Annotated in this window: 17 protein-coding genes; 14 read left to right on the top strand and 3 right to left on the bottom strand. The window is 56.2% G+C overall.

The annotated features are described in order from the left end of the window. The first annotated feature begins 107 nt into the window (after positions 1 to 107). The 8 genes from rmuC (at position 108) to tatD (ending at position 7,117) form a co-directional block, all read left to right on the top strand. Entirely contained in the window at positions 108 to 1,565 is a 1,458-nt protein-coding gene (gene rmuC / locus OSH03_RS21240; protein WP_266180030.1) for a DNA recombination protein RmuC, read from the top strand. A 66-nt stretch (positions 1,566 to 1,631) separates the two neighbouring features. Further along, positions 1,632 to 2,387 carry a bifunctional demethylmenaquinone methyltransferase/2-methoxy-6-polyprenyl-1,4-benzoquinol methylase UbiE gene (gene ubiE / locus OSH03_RS21245; RefSeq protein WP_266180031.1) on the top strand — a complete coding sequence of 252 codons (756 nt, stop codon included), beginning with the start codon at positions 1,632 to 1,634 and terminating at the stop codon, positions 2,385 to 2,387. A gap of 13 nt (positions 2,388 to 2,400) precedes the next feature. After that, complete coding sequence (gene ubiJ / locus OSH03_RS21250) at positions 2,401 to 3,006, top strand: ubiquinone biosynthesis protein UbiJ (RefSeq protein ID WP_028014778.1); 606 nt, start codon at positions 2,401 to 2,403, stop codon at positions 3,004 to 3,006. After that, positions 3,003 to 4,643: a ubiquinone biosynthesis regulatory protein kinase UbiB gene (gene ubiB / locus OSH03_RS21255; RefSeq protein WP_061096776.1), complete on the top strand. Its 1,641-nt coding sequence runs from the start codon at positions 3,003 to 3,005 to the stop codon at positions 4,641 to 4,643. The genes ubiJ and ubiB overlap by 4 nt, the downstream gene beginning before the upstream one ends. A 76-nt stretch (positions 4,644 to 4,719) precedes the next feature. After that, positions 4,720 to 4,974, top strand: coding sequence for a Sec-independent protein translocase subunit TatA (gene tatA, locus OSH03_RS21260; protein ID WP_013099238.1), 255 nt, complete (start codon positions 4,720 to 4,722; stop codon positions 4,972 to 4,974). Positions 4,975 to 4,977: 3 nt separating this feature from the next. Next, positions 4,978 to 5,520, top strand: coding sequence for a Sec-independent protein translocase protein TatB (tatB, locus tag OSH03_RS21265; protein ID WP_061096777.1), 543 nt, complete (start codon positions 4,978 to 4,980; stop codon positions 5,518 to 5,520). Positions 5,521 to 5,522: 2 nt separating this feature from the next. After that, on the top strand, positions 5,523 to 6,293 hold the full coding sequence (gene tatC, locus OSH03_RS21270) for a Sec-independent protein translocase subunit TatC (protein ID WP_028014775.1): 771 nt from the start codon (positions 5,523 to 5,525) through the stop codon (positions 6,291 to 6,293). Positions 6,294 to 6,334: 41 nt separating this feature from the next. Beyond that, positions 6,335 to 7,117: a 3'-5' ssDNA/RNA exonuclease TatD gene (tatD, locus tag OSH03_RS21275; RefSeq protein WP_266180032.1), complete on the top strand. Its 783-nt coding sequence runs from the start codon at positions 6,335 to 6,337 to the stop codon at positions 7,115 to 7,117. Here tatD and rfaH read toward each other — a convergent pair. Beyond that, a complete protein-coding gene (gene rfaH / locus OSH03_RS21280) occupies positions 7,114 to 7,605 on the bottom strand; it encodes a transcription/translation regulatory transformer protein RfaH (RefSeq protein ID WP_266180033.1) in 492 nt (163 codons plus the stop codon). The two genes, tatD and rfaH, sit on opposite strands and share 4 nt — an antisense overlap. A 170-nt stretch (positions 7,606 to 7,775) precedes the next feature. Between rfaH and ubiD the strand changes: the two genes are divergently transcribed. Both ubiD and fre read left to right on the top strand, forming a co-directional pair. Continuing rightward, positions 7,776 to 9,269 carry a 4-hydroxy-3-polyprenylbenzoate decarboxylase gene (gene ubiD / locus OSH03_RS21285; RefSeq protein WP_266180034.1) on the top strand — a complete coding sequence of 498 codons (1,494 nt, stop codon included), beginning with the start codon at positions 7,776 to 7,778 and terminating at the stop codon, positions 9,267 to 9,269. Positions 9,270 to 9,311: 42 nt separating this feature from the next. Continuing rightward, a complete protein-coding gene (fre, locus tag OSH03_RS21290; RefSeq protein ID WP_028014772.1) occupies positions 9,312 to 10,013 on the top strand; it encodes an NAD(P)H-flavin reductase in 702 nt (233 codons plus the stop codon). Between the two features lie 106 nt (positions 10,014 to 10,119). Here fre and fadA read toward each other — a convergent pair whose 3' ends face one another. Continuing rightward, positions 10,120 to 11,283, bottom strand: coding sequence for an acetyl-CoA C-acyltransferase FadA (fadA, locus tag OSH03_RS21295; RefSeq protein WP_061096781.1), 1,164 nt, complete (start codon positions 11,281 to 11,283; stop codon positions 10,120 to 10,122). Positions 11,284 to 11,292: 9 nt separating this feature from the next. Then, positions 11,293 to 13,482 carry a fatty acid oxidation complex subunit alpha FadB gene (fadB, locus tag OSH03_RS21300; protein ID WP_266180035.1) on the bottom strand — a complete coding sequence of 730 codons (2,190 nt, stop codon included), beginning with the start codon at positions 13,480 to 13,482 and terminating at the stop codon, positions 11,293 to 11,295. Positions 13,483 to 13,672: 190 nt separating this feature from the next. On the opposite strand from fadB, the gene pepQ reads away from it, so the two are divergent. Genes pepQ through hemG form a run of 4 tightly spaced genes read left to right on the top strand, consistent with a single transcriptional unit; the run spans position 13,673 to position 17,666 of the window. Beyond that, entirely contained in the window at positions 13,673 to 15,004 is a 1,332-nt protein-coding gene (pepQ, locus tag OSH03_RS21305) for a Xaa-Pro dipeptidase (protein ID WP_266180039.1), read from the top strand. Next, positions 15,004 to 15,618 carry an IMPACT family protein gene (locus OSH03_RS21310; RefSeq protein ID WP_219358051.1) on the top strand — a complete coding sequence of 205 codons (615 nt, stop codon included), beginning with the start codon at positions 15,004 to 15,006 and terminating at the stop codon, positions 15,616 to 15,618. The genes pepQ and OSH03_RS21310 overlap by 1 nt, the downstream gene beginning before the upstream one ends. A gap of 40 nt (positions 15,619 to 15,658) precedes the next feature. Next, on the top strand, positions 15,659 to 17,110 hold the full coding sequence (trkH, locus tag OSH03_RS21315; RefSeq protein ID WP_013099227.1) for a Trk system potassium transporter TrkH: 1,452 nt from the start codon (positions 15,659 to 15,661) through the stop codon (positions 17,108 to 17,110). A gap of 10 nt (positions 17,111 to 17,120) precedes the next feature. Then, positions 17,121 to 17,666 (top strand): menaquinone-dependent protoporphyrinogen IX dehydrogenase, encoded by a 546-nt coding sequence (hemG, locus tag OSH03_RS21320; protein WP_266180036.1) that lies wholly within the window; start codon positions 17,121 to 17,123, stop codon positions 17,664 to 17,666. Positions 17,667 to 17,977: the final 311 nt, after the last annotated feature.

The raw sequence follows: 17,977 nt of genomic DNA on the forward strand, positions 1-17,977 counted from the left end.
CGGCCTTTATTTTTTGCGTAGCGCCTCGCAGGAAAACCCTTTCAAACTGGACGTTTATACAGCACAATCTTATTTTGTGCGGGTAATACGTTGATGCAGGGGGTATTGTGGATATCTCAATCCTGATTTATGCGGTGATTGCGCTGGCGGGCGTGGGGATAGGCTGGCTGATTTCCAGCTACCAGCACGCGCAGCAGAAAGCCGAGCAGCTGGCGGAGCGTGAAGAGATTGTCGCCGAACTTAGCGCAGCAAAACAACAGCTTGCGCTGAGCGACCACTGGCGCGACGAGTGCGAGCTGCTCAATAACGAACTGCGCAACCTGCGTGATATTAACACCTCGCTGGAGGCCGATCTTCGCGAAGTGACTACCCGCCTGGAATCCACCCAGCTGCACGCCGAAGACAAAATCCGCCAGATGATCAACAGCGAGCAGCGCCTCAGCGAGCAGTTTGAGAACCTCGCCAACCGCATTTTCGAGCACAGCAACCGCCGCGTTGATGAGCAAAATCGCCAGAGTCTGAACAGCCTGCTGACGCCGCTGCGCGAACAGTTGGACGGCTTTCGCCGTCAGGTGCAGGACAGCTTTGGTCAGGAAGCCCGCGAACGCCACACGCTGGCGCATGAGATCCGCAATCTTCAGCAGCTGAATGCCCAGATGGCGCAGGAGGCGGTCAACCTGACGCGGGCGCTGAAAGGCGATAACAAAACCCAGGGTAACTGGGGGGAAGTGGTACTTACCCGCGTGCTGGAGGCCTCTGGCCTGCGGGAAGGGTATGAATACGAAACGCAGGTGAGTATTGAAAACGATGCCCGCTCGCGAATGCAGCCGGATGTGATCGTGCGTCTACCGCAGGGCAAAGATGTGGTCATTGACGCCAAAATGACGCTGGTGGCCTATGAGCGCTACTTCAACGCCGAAGATGACTATACGCGCGAATCGGCGCTGCAGGAGCACATTGCTTCCGTGCGTAACCATATTCGCCTGCTGGGCAGAAAGGATTATCAGCAGCTGCCGGGGCTGCGCTCGCTGGACTACGTGCTGATGTTTATCCCGGTCGAACCCGCGTTTTTGCTGGCGCTCGACAGACAGCCCGAACTGATCACCGAAGCGCTGAAAAATAACATTATGCTGGTCAGCCCCACCACGCTGCTGGTGGCTTTGCGGACCATTGCCAACCTGTGGCGCTATGAACATCAGAGCCGCAATGCCCAGCAAATTGCCGATCGCGCCAGCAAGCTGTACGACAAAATGCGTCTGTTCGTGGACGATATGTCCTCCGTCGGGCAAAGCCTGGATCGAGCGCAGGATAACTACCGCCAGGCGATGAAAAAGCTCTCCTCGGGGCGTGGCAACCTGCTTGCGCAGGCTGAAGCATTCCGCAGCCTGGGGGTGGAGGTTAAACGCGAGATTAATCCGGAATTGGTCGAACAGGCCACAGCGCAGGACGAAGAGTTCCGGCTGCGTGAAGGCAGGGATGAACAAAATTCCGCCAGCCAGGACAACGATTTAGCGGCGGATTTATCGCCAGATGAACAGCCAGCGCGTTTCTTTCGCGGTGGTTGAATCGTAGGGCAATTGCGCCCAATCTGTTACACTTCACGAACATTTGACTGATTAGCAGGCTCTGAGATGGTTGACGATTCACAAGACACGACGCACTTTGGCTTTCAGACTGTAGCCAAAGCGCAGAAAGCTGACATGGTGGCCCACGTATTTCATTCCGTGGCGGCGAAGTACGATGTGATGAATGACTTGATGTCGTTCGGCATTCATCGCTTGTGGAAGCGCTTCACCATCGACTGCAGCGGTGTGCGTCGTGGACAAACGGTTCTCGATCTGGCTGGCGGTACGGGCGATCTGACGGCGAAATTCTCCCGTCTGGTGGGCGAAAACGGTCGCGTTGTACTGGCTGATATTAATGACTCCATGCTTAAAATGGGACGCGAAAAGCTGCGTAACATCGGCGTGGTGGGGAACGTGGAATACGTGCAGGCCAACGCCGAAGCGCTGCCGTTCCCGGACAATACCTTTGACTGCATCACTATTTCCTTCGGTCTGCGTAACGTCACCGATAAAGAAAAAGCGCTGCGCTCCATGTACCGCGTGCTGAAGCCGGGTGGACGCCTGCTGGTGCTCGAGTTTTCTAAACCGATTATCGACCCGCTGAGCAAAGCCTACGACGCCTATTCCTTCCACGTGCTGCCGCGCATTGGCGAGCTGGTGGCAAACGACGCGGAAAGCTATCGCTATCTGGCGGAATCAATTCGCATGCACCCGGATCAGGACACCTTAAAAGCCATGATGCAGGATGCAGAATTTGAGAACGTTGAATACTTCAATATGACGGCGGGTGTCGTCGCGCTGCATCGCGGTTACAAATTCTGAGTGGAGGTGTCCCGTGCCCTTTAAACCCTTAGTCACCGCAGGCATCGAGAATGTGCTGAATGCCTTCCTGTATCGCGCTCCGGCGCTGAAAGCCGCACGTCAGCGGCTAAACGGGAAGGTTCTGCGCATTGTGTTAAAAGAGTTCTCGACGCCGCTCGTGCTGGTCTTCAGCGAACGCCAGCTTGACGTTTTGGGTGAGTGGGAAGGTGAAGCTGATTGCTCGGTCATTACCCATATGAGCGTGCTGCCCAAACTGCGCGATCGCCAGCAATTAACGGCGCTTATCCGCAGCGGCGAGCTGGAAGTGGAAGGCGACATCCAGGTCGTGCAGAACTTCGTTGCGCTCAGCGATCTGGCTGAGTTCGACCCGGCAGAGCTGCTGGCGCCTTTTATTGGCGACATCGCCGCTGAAGGGATCGGGAAAGTTATTCATGGCGGCACGGCGTTCCTGCGCAAAAATCTGCAACGCCAACAGCGTTATGCCGCAGAAGTGCTGACCGAAGAGTGGCGCATGGCGCCCGGGCCACTTGAAGTGGCGTGGTTCGCAGAAGAAACGGCCGCGGTTGAACGTGCGGTTGATGCCTTAAGCAAACGGCTGGAAAAACTGGAGGGCAAATGACGCCTGGTGAAATTCGGCGCCTCTATTTTATCATCCACACCTTTTTGAGTTACGGGCTCGACGAGCTCATCCCCAAAATGCGTATCACGCTGCCGCTCAGGATCTGGCGGCGGACGCTGTTCTGGATGCCAAATCGCCATAAAGGTCAGCCGCTGGGTGAACGCCTTCGTCTGGCGCTGCAGGAGCTCGGCCCGGTATGGATTAAGTTCGGGCAGATGCTCTCAACCCGCCGCGATCTCTTTCCTCCGCACATTGCCGATGAGCTGGCGATGCTTCAGGACCGTGTCGCCCCGTTTGATGGGGTGAGAGCGAAAAAACAGATCGAAGAGGCGATGGGTAACCTTCCCGTTGAAACCTGGTTTGACGACTTCGAAATACAGCCGCTGGCGTCGGCTTCTATCGCTCAGGTGCACACTGCGCGTCTGAAAGAGAACGGTAAAGAGGTGGTGATCAAGGTGATCCGCCCGGATATCCTGCCGATCATCAAAGCCGACATGAAGCTGATTTATCGTCTGGCCCGTTGGGTGCCGCGTTTGTTACCAGATGGCCGCCGACTGCGTCCGATGGAAGTGGTGCGGGAGTATGAAAAAACGCTGATTGACGAGCTTAACCTGCTGCGTGAATCTGCAAACGCCATTCAGCTGCGCCGCAACTTTGAAAACAGCCCGATGCTCTATGTGCCTGAAGTCTATTCTGACTATTGCAGCCAGAACATGATGGTCATGGAGCGTATCTACGGTATTCCGGTTTCGGATGTGGTGGCGCTGGAGAAGCAGGGAACGAACATGAAGCTGCTGGCCGAGCGTGGCGTGCAGGTCTTCTTTACCCAGGTCTTCCGCGACAGCTTTTTCCACGCGGACATGCATCCGGGCAATATCTTCGTGAGCTACGAACATCCTGAGGATCCGAAGTACATCGGTATCGATTGCGGGATTGTGGGCTCGCTGAATAAAGAAGATAAACGTTATCTGGCCGAGAACTTCATCGCGTTCTTCAACCGCGACTACCGCAAGGTGGCCGAGCTGCACGTTGATTCCGGCTGGGTTCCGCCGGACACCAACGTCGAAGAGTTCGAGTTTGCTATCCGGACCGTTTGCGAACCGATTTTTGAAAAACCGCTGGCAGAAATCTCCTTCGGCCACGTGCTGCTAAACCTGTTCAATACGGCTCGCCGCTTTAATATGGAAGTTCAGCCGCAGTTAGTTTTACTCCAGAAAACATTACTTTACGTTGAAGGTGTAGGTCGACAACTCTATCCTCAGTTAGACTTGTGGAAGACGGCTAAACCTTTCCTGGAATCCTGGATTAAGGATCAGGTTGGCCTTCCGGCGCTGGTTCGCTCGCTGAAAGAGAAAGGCCCGTTCTGGATAGAAAAAATGCCTGAAATTCCTGAACTGGTTTACGACAGTTTGCGTCAGAGCAAGAATCTTCAGCACAGCATGGATAAAATCGCCCGCGAGCTTCAGTCCAGCCGTGTGCGCCAGGGACAGTCACGCTATCTTTTTGGGATTGGCGCAACGCTGCTGCTGAGCGGCACGCTGCTGCTGATCAATCGTCCTGACTGGCAGATGATGCCCGCCTGGCTGATGGCTGGCGGGGCTGTTGTCTGGCTTGCAGGATGGAGAAAAACGCGCTGAGTTTGCGTCGCCATCAACGGGTCGCTTACGTATAATGCGATCTGACCAATTAATCATCTATCCCTGAGGAATATGTATGGGTGGTATCAGTATCTGGCAATTAGTCATTATTGCCGTCATCGTCGTGCTGCTGTTTGGCACCAAAAAGCTCGGTTCTATTGGTTCCGATCTGGGCGCGTCTATCAAAGGCTTCAAGAAAGCAATGAGCGATGATGAGAGCAAGCAGGATAAAACCAGCCAGGACGCTGACTTTACTGCTAAATCCATCTCCGACAAGCAAGAAGATGCCAAAAAGGAAGACGCTAAACGCCACGATAAAGAGCAGGTGTAAGTCGTGTTCGACATTGGTTTTAGTGAGCTGCTGCTGGTCTTTGTGATTGGTCTGATCGTGCTGGGACCGCAGCGTCTGCCGGTAGCGGTGAAAACCGTCGTGGGCTGGGTTCGTGCGCTAAGATCGCTGGCCTCGACCGTTCAGAACGAGCTGGCGCAGGAACTTAAGCTGCAGGAGTTTCAGGAAAGCCTGAAAAAGGTCGAGAAGGCGAGCATGGATAACCTGACGCCGGAACTGAAAGCTTCAATGGATGAACTGCGCGAAGCGGCGGAATCCATGAAGCGCTCTTACAGCGTTAACGATCCTGAAAAAGCGAGCGATGAAGCGAACACTATTCATAACCCGGTGGTGAAGGACAGCGAAGCGCAGCGTGAGGGCGTGACGCCAGCGAGTGCGGAGCACCAGGCCGCAGCGCCTGAGCAAACGCCGCAGGAAAGTGAACTGAAAAAACAGGCGCAGCCAGAAGAGCCGGCGGCAAAAGCGGCTGAAGCGAAACCCGCCGCGCCTGTTTCCGAATCATCCCCCTCGTCGAGTGATAAAGCGTAACCATGGCAGTAGATGATACTCAACCGCTTATTACGCACCTTATTGAGCTGCGTAAGCGCCTGTTAAACTGCATTATTGCGGTATTCCTCATATTCCTGTGCCTGGTCTATTTCGCCAACGATATCTATCAGGTGGTTTCTGCGCCGCTGATCAAGCAGATGCCGCTGGGGGCAACGATGATTGCAACAGACGTTGCATCACCGTTTTTCACCCCGATTAAGCTCACCTTCTGGGTGTCGTTAATTGCGTCTGCACCCGTTATCCTTTATCAGGTATGGGCATTTGTGGCGCCAGCACTGTACAGGCACGAACGTAAACTGGTGATCCCGCTGCTGGTCTCCAGTTCGCTGCTGTTCTATATCGGCATGGCGTTTGCCTACTTCGTTGTCTTCCCGCTGGCCTTTGGCTTCCTGACGCATACCGCGCCGGAAGGGGTCCAGGTATCGACGGATATCGCCAGCTACCTCAGCTTTGTGATGGCGCTGTTTATGGCGTTTGGCGTGGCATTTGAAGTGCCGGTGGCCATTGTGCTGCTCTGCTGGGTTGGGGTAACCACCCCTGATGATCTGCGTAAGAAGCGTCCCTATATTCTGGTGGGCGCCTTCGTAGTCGGCATGCTGCTGACGCCGCCGGACGTCTTCTCACAAACGCTGCTGGCAATACCGATGTACTGCCTGTTTGAGGTTGGCGTATTCTTCTCGCGTTTCTACGTGGGAAAAGGACGCCGGTCGGACGATGAAGACGATGCGTCCGAAAAGACCACTGAAGAGTAAAACCAGCCGCCCGTCAGGGCGGTTGTTCTATGGGGATTCGCATGTTTGATATCGGACTCAACCTGACCAGCTCGCAGTTTGCGAAAGATCGTGACGAGGTGGTTGCGCGGGCTTTTGACGCCGGAGTCAAAGGACTCCTGCTGACCGGGACCAACCTGCATGAGAGCGAGCAGGCGCTGCTGCTGGCGCAACGCTATCAACACTGCTGGTCAACCGCAGGCGTCCACCCTCATGACAGCAGCCAGTGGACTGCGGAGAGCGCAGATACCCTGCGCACGCTGGCAAAAACGGCAGAGGTGGTGGCTATTGGCGAGTGCGGGCTCGATTTTAACCGTAACTTCTCCACGCCTGAAGAACAGGAAAAGGCGTTCACTGCCCAGCTTGCGCTGGCGGCAGAGCTTGAAATGCCCGTCTTTATGCACTGTCGCGACGCGCATGAACGTTTTCTTGCTCTGCTGGATCCGTGGCTGGATAAACTGCCCGGCGCAGTGCTCCACTGCTTCACCGGGTCGCGCCAGGAAGCGCTGGATTGCCTGAACCGCGGTTTGTATCTGGGGATCACCGGTTGGGTGTGTGATGAGCGCCGCGGGCTTGAGCTTCGCGAGCTGCTGCCGATAATCCCGGCAGACCGTCTGCTTCTTGAAACCGATGCGCCATACCTGCTGCCGCGAGATATACAGCCTAAACCGGCATCACGGCGAAACGAGCCCGCCTTGCTGGGGCACATTCTTGAGCGCGTAGCGCACTGGCGCGGAGAGGATCCGCACTGGCTTTCTGCGCAGACGGATGACAACGTGCGTCGCCTGTTCGGAATAAACGTTTAGACTTTGCGGAAGTCGGTGTTTTTCACGCTCTGCAGCACCTGCTTGTTCAGCAGATTGAGCAACAGCATGGAGCGCGCTTCACCGTCCGGCTCGGCGAAAATCGCCTGCAGGCCTTCGAACGCGCCTTCGGTAATGAGGACGCTATCGCCCGCGTAAGGGGTTTCCGGGTCGGTGATCCCTTCAGGCTGTTGATAAACAGACAGCTGGTGAATGACGGTCGACGGAACGGTTGCCGGGTGGGCACCAAAACGAACGAAGTGGCTGACGCCGCGCGTTGCGCTGATGGTGGTGGTGTGGATCACCTCAGGGTCAAACTCCACGAACAGATAGTTCGGGAATAAAGGCTCGCTGACGGTTGCGCGCTTCCCGCGCTGCATTTTTTCAAGCGTGATCACGGGTGTCAGACAATTTACAGACTGACGTTCAAGATGTTCCTGCGCGCGCTGAAGTTGCCCGCGTTTGCAATACAGTAAATACCAGGCCTGCATAATCACTCTTTCCCTTAGTTCGGGGCGCAAGCATATCAAAACCCTGGAGGGATCGCTAAGTTGATTATAATGGGGGAAATTCGAACACAGCGGATAAGTTCACGCTAATTTAACAAAATTACAGCATCAAGCAGGCTTACGCCGTATAATGAAGCGCTTACAGAGAGGCCATGACTAACTGCATGAAATACCACGATCTCCGCGACTTTCTGACGCTGCTGGAAAAGCAGGGTGAACTGAAACGCATTACACTTCCTGTTGATCCTTATCTGGAAATGACAGAAATTGCTGACCGCACCCTGCGTGCCGGTGGCCCCGCATTACTGTTTGAAAATCCAAAAGGTTACTCCATGCCGGTGCTGTGCAACCTGTTTGGCACCCCGCGTCGTGTTGCGCTGGGAATGGGGCAGGAAGACGTTACCGCGCTGCGTGAAGTGGGAAAACTGCTGGCATTTCTAAAAGAACCTGAGCCGCCGAAAGGCTTCCGCGATCTGTTCGACAAGCTGCCGCAGTTTAAGCAGGTGCTGAACATGCCCACCAAACGCCTGCGCGGCGCGCCGTGCCAGCAGAAAGTGCTGGAAGGTGAGGCGGTGGATCTCACCAAAATTCCGATCATGCAGTGCTGGCCTGAAGATGCTGCGCCGCTGATTACCTGGGGCCTCACCGTGACGCGCGGGCCGCACAAAGAGCGGCAAAACCTCGGTATTTATCGCCAGCAGCTGATTGGCAAAAATAAGCTCATCATGCGCTGGCTGTCGCATCGCGGCGGTGCGCTGGATTTCCAGGAGTGGTGTGCAGCCCATCCGGGTGAACGTTTCCCGGTTTCTGTCGCGTTAGGTGCCGATCCGGCCACCATTCTGGGGGCGGTCACGCCTGTCCCGGATACGCTCTCTGAATATGCGTTTGCTGGCCTGCTGCGCGGGACCAAAACCGAGGTCGTGAAGTGTATCTCTAACGATCTCGAAGTGCCGGCCAGTGCCGAAATTGTGCTGGAAGGTTACATCGAGCAGGGTGAAATGGCGCCAGAAGGCCCCTACGGCGACCACACCGGCTATTACAACGAAGTGGACAACTTCCCGGTGTTTACCGTCACGCATATTACCCAGCGTGAAGATCCGATTTATCACTCCACCTATACCGGCCGCCCACCGGATGAACCGGCGGTGCTGGGCGTGGCGCTGAACGAAGTGTTTGTGCCGATCCTGCAAAAGCAGTTCCCGGAAATCGTTGATTTTTATCTGCCGCCTGAAGGATGCTCGTATCGCATGGCGGTGGTCACGATGAAGAAGCAGTATCCTGGTCATGCTAAACGCGTGATGATGGGCGTATGGTCTTTCCTGCGCCAGTTTATGTATACCAAATTTGTTATTGTCTGCGATGATGACGTTAACGCCCGTGACTGGAATGACGTTATCTGGGCGATTACCACGCGAATGGATCCTGCGCGTGATACGGTGTTAGTCGAAAATACGCCGATAGATTATCTGGATTTTGCCTCGCCGGTTTCCGGTCTTGGCTCAAAGATGGGACTGGATGCCACAAATAAATGGCCTGGCGAAACCGACCGTGAATGGGGTCGCCCGATCAAAAAAGATCCTGCTGTGACCGCGCGAATTGACGCGATCTGGGACGAACTGGCCATAATGAATAACGGTAAACCCTGAGCTGACCGTTAAGCCCTATAGACTTCCCGACAGAGAGAGCGAATGACAACCTTAAGCTGTAAAGTGACGTCGGTAGATGCTATTACCGACACCGTATATCGCGTCCGTTTGGTTCCTGAAGCGGCATTCTCATTCCGTGCCGGCCAGTACCTGATGGTGGTGATGGACGAGCGTGATAAGCGTCCTTTCTCTATGGCCTCTACGCCAGCAGAGCAGGAATTTATTGAGCTGCATATTGGTGCGTCTGAGCTTAACCTGTACGCGATGGCCGTGATGGACCGCATCCTGAAAGAGCGTGAGATTGTGGTCGACATTCCTCACGGCGACGCGTGGTTGCGTGATGACGAAGACCGTCCGCTGATTCTGATCGCGGGCGGTACGGGTTTCTCCTATGTGCGCTCTATCCTGCTGACCGCGCTGGCGCGTAATCCAGACCGTGATATCACCATCTACTGGGGCGGTCGCGAAGAGAAACACCTGTACGACCTGTCTGAACTGGAAGCGCTGAGCGTTAACCATCCAAATCTGCGCATTGAGCCAGTGGTTGAGCAGCCGGAAGAGGGCTGGCGCGGACGTAGCGGGACGGTGCTGACGGCGGTGCTGCAGGATCACGGTACGCTGGCGGGACATGATATCTACATTGCAGGCCGTTTCGAGATGGCGAAAATTGCCCGCGACCTGTTCTGTAACGAACGCGATGCGCGTGAAGATCGCCTGTTTGGCGATGCGTTTGCGTTTATCTAAATAAAAAACCCGCCCCTGACAGGCGGGAAGAACGGCAACTAAACTGTCTCTCTTCGCCAATGACGCCTTGTTCTGGCGTCACTGGCTTTGAGATACTTTTCCTTACTTACACTCTCTCAAACACCGTCGCGATACCCTGACCCAGGCCGATACACATCGTTGCCAGACCAAACTGGGCATCTTTGCGTTCCATCAGGTTAATCAGCGTCGTGCTAATACGCGCCCCGGAACAGCCCAGCGGGTGGCCGAGGGCGATCGCGCCGCCGTTGAGGTTGATCTTCTCGTCGATCTGCTCCATCAGCCCCAGATCTTTAATGCACGGCAGGATCTGCGCGGCAAACGCTTCGTTCATCTCAAACAGATCGATATCGCTGGCGGTTAAGCCCGCTTTTTTCAGCGCCAGCTTCGAAGCCGGAACCGGGCCGTAGCCCATGATCGAAGGATCGCAGCCCACCACCGCCATCGAGCGCACGCGAGCGCGTGGCGTCAGGCCTAGTTCGCGTGCGCGGCTTTCGCTCATTACCAGCATCGCGGCGGCACCGTCGGACAGCGCCGACGACGTCCCCGCCGTTACCGTACCGGTGACCGGATCAAATGCCGGACGCAGGGTAGAAAGCGCTTCGACCGTAGTTTCAGGACGGATCACTTCGTCGTAGCTGAACTGCTTCAGTACGCCGTCTGCGTCGTGGCCGCCGGTCGGGACGATCTCATTCTTAAAGGCACCGGACTGCGTGGCGGCCCAGGCGCGAGCGTGAGAGCGCGCGGCAAAGGCATCCTGCATTTCACGGCTGATGCCGTGCAGACGAGAGAGCATCTCGGCGGTCAGGCCCATCATCCCCGCGGCTTTCGCCACGTTACGGCTCATGCCAGGGTGGAAATCGACCCCGTGGCTCATCGGCACGTGGCCCATGTGCTCCACGCCGCCCACCATGCAGGCCTGCGCATCGCCGGTCATGATCATGCGCGCCGCATCGTGCAGCGCCTGCATCGACGAACCGCACAGGCGGTTGACGGTAACGGCCGGAACCGAGTGCGGGATCTCCGCCAGCAGCGACGCGTTGCGGGCGATGTTGAAGCCCTGCTCCAGCGTTTGCTGCACGCAGCCCCAGTAGATATCGTCGAGCGCTGCCGGGTCCAGCGCCGGGTTACGCGCCAGCAGGCTACGCATCAGGTGCGCGGAGAGGTCTTCCGCGCGCACGTTACGGAACGCACCGCCTTTTGAACGGCCCATCGGGGTGCGAATCGCATCAACAATGACAACCTTTTCCATTGTGACTCCTTAAGCCGTTTTCAGCTCGCCAACCGGACGGGCTGGCTCAACTGCTGGATAGTAGGGTTCGTTATGGCGCGCTTTGTTACGCAGCCCTTCCGGCACCTCATAAAGCGGGCCGAGGTGCTGGTACTGCTGGGCCATATCGAGGTAGCGGGCGCTGCCGAGCGTGTCCAGCCAGCGGAACGCGCCGCCGTGGAACGGAGGGAAGCCGAGGCCATACACCAGCGCCATATCCGCTTCTGCCGGGCTGGCGATAATGCCTTCTTCCAGGCAACGCACCACTTCGTTGATCATTGGAATCATCATCCGGGCGATAATTTCGTCGTCGGTGAAGTCGCGTTTTGGCGGGCATACGTCGGCCAGCAGGCCATCCACCGCCGGATCTTCTTCTTTCTTCGGTTTGCCTTTGCTGTCTTCTTTATAGCGCCAGAAGCCCAGGCCGTTTTTCTGTCCGAAGCGGTTGGCGTCAAAGAGGGCGTCAATGGCGTCGCGATAATCTTTCTGCATACGCTGCGGGAAGCCTGCCGCCATGACCGCCTGGGCGTGGTGGGCGGTATCAATACCGACCACGTCCAGCAGATACGCCGGGCCCATCGGCCAGCCGAACTGTTTTTCCATCACTTTGTCGATTTTGCGGAAGTCCGCGCCGTCGCGCAGCAGCTGGCTGAAGCCGGCGAAGTACGGGAACAGCACGCGGTTGACGAAGAAGCCCGGGCAGTCGTTAACGACGATCGGCGTTTTGCCCATCTTGCTCGCCCACGCCACCACTTTAGCGATGGTTTCGTCAGAGGTTTTTTCCCCACGGATCACTTCGACCAGCGGCATACGGTGTACCGGGTTGAAGAAGTGCATCCCGCAGAAGTTTTCCGGGCGCTTCAGCACGCTCGCCAGTTCGCTGATGGGGATGGTGGAGGTGTTTGAGGCCAGTACGGCGTCCGGGCGAACCTTATCTTCCGTTTCCGCCAGCACCGCTTTTTTGACTTTCGGGTTCTCAACGACCGCTTCGACGACCACATCCACACGGTCGAAACCGCTGTATTCCAGCACAGGCTGGATGGTTGAGATCACGCCTGCGAGCTTCAGCCCGTCAATTTTTCCGCGTTCCAGCTGTTTATTCAGCAGCTTGGCGGCTTCGGTCATGCCCAGCGTCAGAGATTTCTCGTTGATGTCTTTCATCACTACCGGCACGCCTTTCCAGGCCGACTGGTAAGCAATGCCGCCGCCCATAATACCGGCGCCGAGCACCGCCGCGTGTTTTGGCGTCTCAACGTTTTTGGTCAGCTGTTTGGCTTTGCCCTTCACGAACTGATCGTTGAGGAAGATGCCAACCAGCGCGCGGGCTTCATTGGTATGCGCCAGCGGAACAAAGCTCTGGTTTTCCAGCTTCAGGGCTTCGTCGCGGCCAAAGCGGGCAGCCGCTTCAATGGTTTTCACCGCCGTGATTGGCGCCGGGTAATGTTTACCCGCCGTCTGCATCACCATGCCTTTGGCGATGGTGAAGCTCATGGTGGCTTCAATCTTGCTGAGCTTTAACGGCTCCAGCTTCGGCTGACGTTTGGCTTTCCAGTCGAGGTCGCCGTTAATCGCCTGACGCAGAATGGCGAGTGCGCCTTCAACCAGCTTCTCTGGTTTCACGACGCCGTCGACCAGGCCGATTTTCTGCGCCTGTTCTGCACCCACGTCTTTACCGGCGGCAATGATTTCCAGGGCGCTGTCGGCACCCAGCAAGCGCGGCATACGCACAGAGCCGCCAAAGCCCGGCATGATGCCCAGCTTGGTTTCCGGCAGGCCGATACGCAGGTCCGGCGTCGCCAGACGGTAGTCGGTCGCCAGCACGCACTCGCAGCCGCCGCCCAGCGCGTAGCCGTTCACGGCAGAGATCGTTGGAACTGGCAGATCTTCCAGACGATTAAAGACGCTGTTGGCAAAGTGCAGCCACTGGCTCAACTGTTCTTCCGGAACCTGGAACAGCGAAAGGAATTCGGTGATATCGGCACCGACAATAAAGGCCGCTTTGTTTGAACGCAGCAGCAGTCCTTTTAATTCAGATTGCTTTTCAAGCACTTCCAGCGCCTGGCCAAGACTGGCCACCGTCGCGGTATCAAGCTTATTCACTGAGCCGGGGGCATCGAACACCAGTTCGGCAATGCCATCTTCCAGCCAGTTGAGGTACAGGGTGTCGCCTTTGTAAAGCATGTCAGTCTCCTGAATCCAGCAAGTGGATCTGGTCATACCAGATGAGACGGAGTGTGGAATTTATGTTAATAAAATGCAAATTACTCATTAAGAAATTGCTGCATTGATCACGGTCGGTGGAAATCACGCAGCCGGAGTGAGGTGTGCTAAGATGCGATGACTTGAGGTCAAAAAAACGAAAGGAAGAATGATGGACTCACTGGCTTCGCTTTATAAAAATCATATCGTTACCCTACAGGAACGTACCCGCGATGTACTGGCCCGCTTCAAGCTGGATGCCCTGCTGATCCACTCGGGCGAGCTGATGAATACTTTTCTTGATGACCACGCCTACCCGTTTAAGGTCAATCCGCAGTTTAAAGCCTGGGTGCCGGTGACACAGGTTCCAAATTGCTGGCTGCTGGTGGACGGCGTGAACAAGCCGAAACTGTGGTTCTACCTGCCGGTCGATTACTGGCACAATGTCGAACCGCTGCCGACCTCTTTCTGGACCGAAGAAATTGAGGTGATTGCCCTGCCTAAAGCGGACGGCATTGGCAGCCAGCTGCCAGCTGCGCGCGGCAACATTGGCTACATTGGCCCTGTACCTGAACGTGCGCTCGGTCTGGATATTCCGGCAGATAAGCTCAATCCGAAAGGCGTGCTGGATTACCTGCACTATTACCGCGCGTATAAAACCGACTATGAACTCTACTGCATGCGTGAAGCGCAAAAAACGGCGGTGAATGGCCACCGCGCCGCGCACGAAGCGTTCCAGTCAGGCATGAGCGAGTTCGACATCAACCTGGCCTACCTGACCGCAACCGGTCATCGCGACACCGACGTACCGTACAGCAACATCGTCGCGCTGAACGAGCATGCGTCTGTTCTCCACTACACCAAACTGGATCACCAGGTTCCGTCTGAGATGCGCAGCTTCCTGCTGGACGCAGGCGCAGAGTACAACGGCTACGCGGCCGACCTGACCCGCACATGGGCGGCGAATGCGGATACCGATTTCGCGCAGCTTATTAAAGACGTAAACGACGAACAGCTGGCGCTGATTGGCACCATGAAGGCCGGAACCAGCTACGTGGATTACCACATCCAGTTCCATCAGCGCATTGCCAAACTGCTGCGTAAGCATCAGATTGTGAAAGACATGAGCGAAGAGGCGATGGTCGAAAACGATCTGACCGGGCCATTCATGCCGCACGGTATCGGCCACCCGCTGGGCCTGCAGGTTCACGACGTTGCGGGCTTCATGCAGGATGATGCCGGCACGCACCTGGCGGCACCGTCTAAATATCCTTACCTGCGCTGCACCCGTATTCTTGAGCCGCGCATGGTATTGACCATCGAGCCGGGGATCTACTTTATCGAATCCCTGCTGGCGCCGTGGCGTGAAGGGCAGTTCAGCAAGCACTTCAACTGGGAAAAAATCGACGCGCTGAAGCCGTATGGCGGCATTCGTATCGAAGATAACGTGGTGGTTCACGAGAACGGTATCGAGAATATGACGCGAGACCTGAAGCTGGCCTGATGGAAAGCTGGCTGATACCGGCTGAACCGGTCACCTTTGTTGAGGAAATCAAGAAAAGCCGCTTCATTACGCTGCTGGCGCACACCGACGGCGTAGAGGCGGCGAAAGCGTTTGTCGAGTCCGTTCGCGCGGAGCACCCTGACGCACGTCACCACTGCGTGGCGTGGGTGGCAGGGCCGCCGGACGATTCGCAACAGCTCGGTTTTTCAGACGACGGTGAACCGGCGGGAACGGCCGGTAAACCCATGCTCTCCCAGCTGATGGGCAGCGGCGTGGGTGAAATTACCGCCGTGGTGGTGCGCTACTACGGCGGCATCCTGTTAGGCACGGGCGGGCTGGTTAAAGCGTATGGCGGTGGCGTTCAGCAGGCACTGAATATCCTGACGACCACCCGCAAAACGCCGCTCACCGAATATACTTTATTGTGCGATTACGCTCAGCTATCGGGCATTGAAACGCTGCTCAAACAGTTTAACGGCGTGATTGCGCACAGTGATTACCTGGCAATGGTGCAATTACGCGTGGCGCTTCCTCAGGCGGAACTGGCTGCTTTTTCAGCAAAACTGGCTGATTTCAGTCGCGGTTCGTTGCAATTGCTGCCGATTGAAGAATAATCCCCACCTCACTTTTTGAATACCAAAGGAAGCGGCAGAGATGCATTTTCGTGCCATAACCCGAATCGTTGGACTGCTGGTCATACTCTTTTCGGGGACGATGATTCTTCCCGGACTGGTGGCGCTTATCTACCGGGACGGCGCGGGGCGGGCATTTACCCAGACCTTCTTTGTCGCGCTGGCGATCGGCTCGCTGCTGTGGTGGCCGAACCGTCGTCAGAAAGGTGAGCTGAAATCTCGCGAAGGATTTCTGATTGTGGTCCTGTTCTGGACGGTGCTGGGAAGCGTCGGTTCGCTGCCCTTTATCTTTTCTGAGCAGCCTAACCTCAGCATCACGGACGCCTTTTTTGAATCGTTCTCCGGCTTAACAACCACCGGTGCGACGACGCTGGTGGGGCTGGATTCGTTACCCCACGCTATTCTCTTTTATCGCCAGATGCTGCAGTGGTTCGGGGGGATGGGGATCATCGTCCTGGCGGTGGCCATCCTGCCGATTCTGGGCGTCGGGGGGATGCAGCTGTACAGGGCTGAAATGCCGGGGCCGCTGAAAGACAACAAGATGCGCCCGCGTATTGCCGAGACGGCGAAAACCCTGTGGCTGATTTATGTTCTGCTGACGGTAGCCTGCGCGCTGGCGCTGTGGTTTGCCGGCATGCCTGCCTTCGATGCTATCGGGCACAGCTTTGCGACAATTGCTATCGGCGGGTTCTCCACTCACGATGCCAGCGTGGGCTACTTCGACAGCCCAACGATTAACACCATTATTGCGATTTTCCTGCTGATCTCCGGCTGTAACTACGGTCTGCACTTCTCTTTACTGAGCGGACGCAGCCTGAAGGTGTACTGGCGCGACCCTGAGTTCCGTATGTTCATTGGCGTCCAGCTTACGCTGGTCGTCATCTGCACCCTGGTGCTGTGGTTCCATGATGTTTACAACTCGGCGCTGACCACGCTCAATCAGGCGTTTTTCCAGGTGGTGTCGATGGCGACAACCGCCGGGTTCACCACGGACAGCATTGCGCGCTGGCCGCTGTTCCTGCCGGTGCTTCTGCTGTGCTCCGCGTTTATCGGCGGCTGCGCCGGGTCGACGGGCGGTGGCCTGAAGGTGATTCGTATTCTGCTGCTGTTCAAGCAGGGCAACCGTGAGCTGAAGCGTCTGGTTCACCCGAATGCGGTCTACAGCATCAAGCTGGGTAACCGCGCGCTGCCGGAACGTATCCTTGAAGCGGTGTGGGGGTTCTTCTCGGCGTATGCGCTGGTCTTTATCGTCAGCATGCTGGCGATCATCGCGACGGGGGTGGATGATTTCTCCGCCTTTGCGTCCGTCGTCGCAACACTGAATAACCTCGGGCCTGGCCTGGGGGTTGTGGCGGATAACTTTGCCAGCATGAACCCGGTTGCGAAATGGATCCTCATTGCCAATATGCTGTTTGGTCGTCTTGAGGTCTTTACGCTGCTGGTGCTGTTCACCCCAACATTCTGGCGCGAATAAGGAGCCGTTGATGAAAACACTGATTCTTTTCTCTACGCGAGACGGGCAAACGCGTGAGATTGCCGCGTATCTGGCGTCGGAATTAAAAGAGCTGGGCATTTACTCGGATGTGGTGAACCTGAATCGCGCGGAGCAGATTGCCTGGCAGGAGTACGATCGCGTGGTGATTGGCGCCTCCATCCGTTACGGGCATTTCCATCCGGCGCTGGATCGCTTTGTGAAAAAGCATACGGCGGTACTCAACACATTGCCGGGCGCGTTTTACTCGGTCAATCTGGTTGCCCGTAAAGCTGAGAAGCGTACGCCGCAGACCAACAGCTACACGCGTAAGTTTTTACTCAGCTCGCCGTGGCAGCCGGATCTGTGCGCCGTTTTTGCCGGTGCGCTGCGCTATCCTCGCTACCGCTGGTATGACCGCTTCATGATCCGCCTGATTATGAAGATGACGGGTGGTGAAACCGACACGCGTAAAGAAGTGGTTTATACCGACTGGTCGCAGGTGGCCGGTTTTGCGCGGGAAATTTCGCATTTAGCGGGCGATTCGCGCCTTAAATAAGCGTTAAGTTTGAAAAGTGAGCGAACGAAAAGTTTTTTGTATTTTGTGCTTGTCACTTAAGAATAACTCCCTATAATGCGCCTCCACTGACACGGAACAACGGCACACACGCCGCCGGGTCAGCAGAGAAAAGCAAAATAAATGCTTGACTCTGATGCGGGAAAGCGTAATATGCACACCCCGCGCCGCAGCGAAAACGAAGCGGCACTGCTCTTTAACAATTTATCAGACAATCTGTGTGGGCACTCAAAGTGACATGGATTCTTAATGTCTTCGGACAATAAATGAATACCAAGTCTCTGAGTGAACAT

Origin of the sequence: Enterobacter nematophilus (assembly GCF_026344075.1) — a bacterium.
GTDB classification, from domain to species: Bacteria; Pseudomonadota; Gammaproteobacteria; order Enterobacterales; family Enterobacteriaceae; genus Enterobacter; species Enterobacter nematophilus.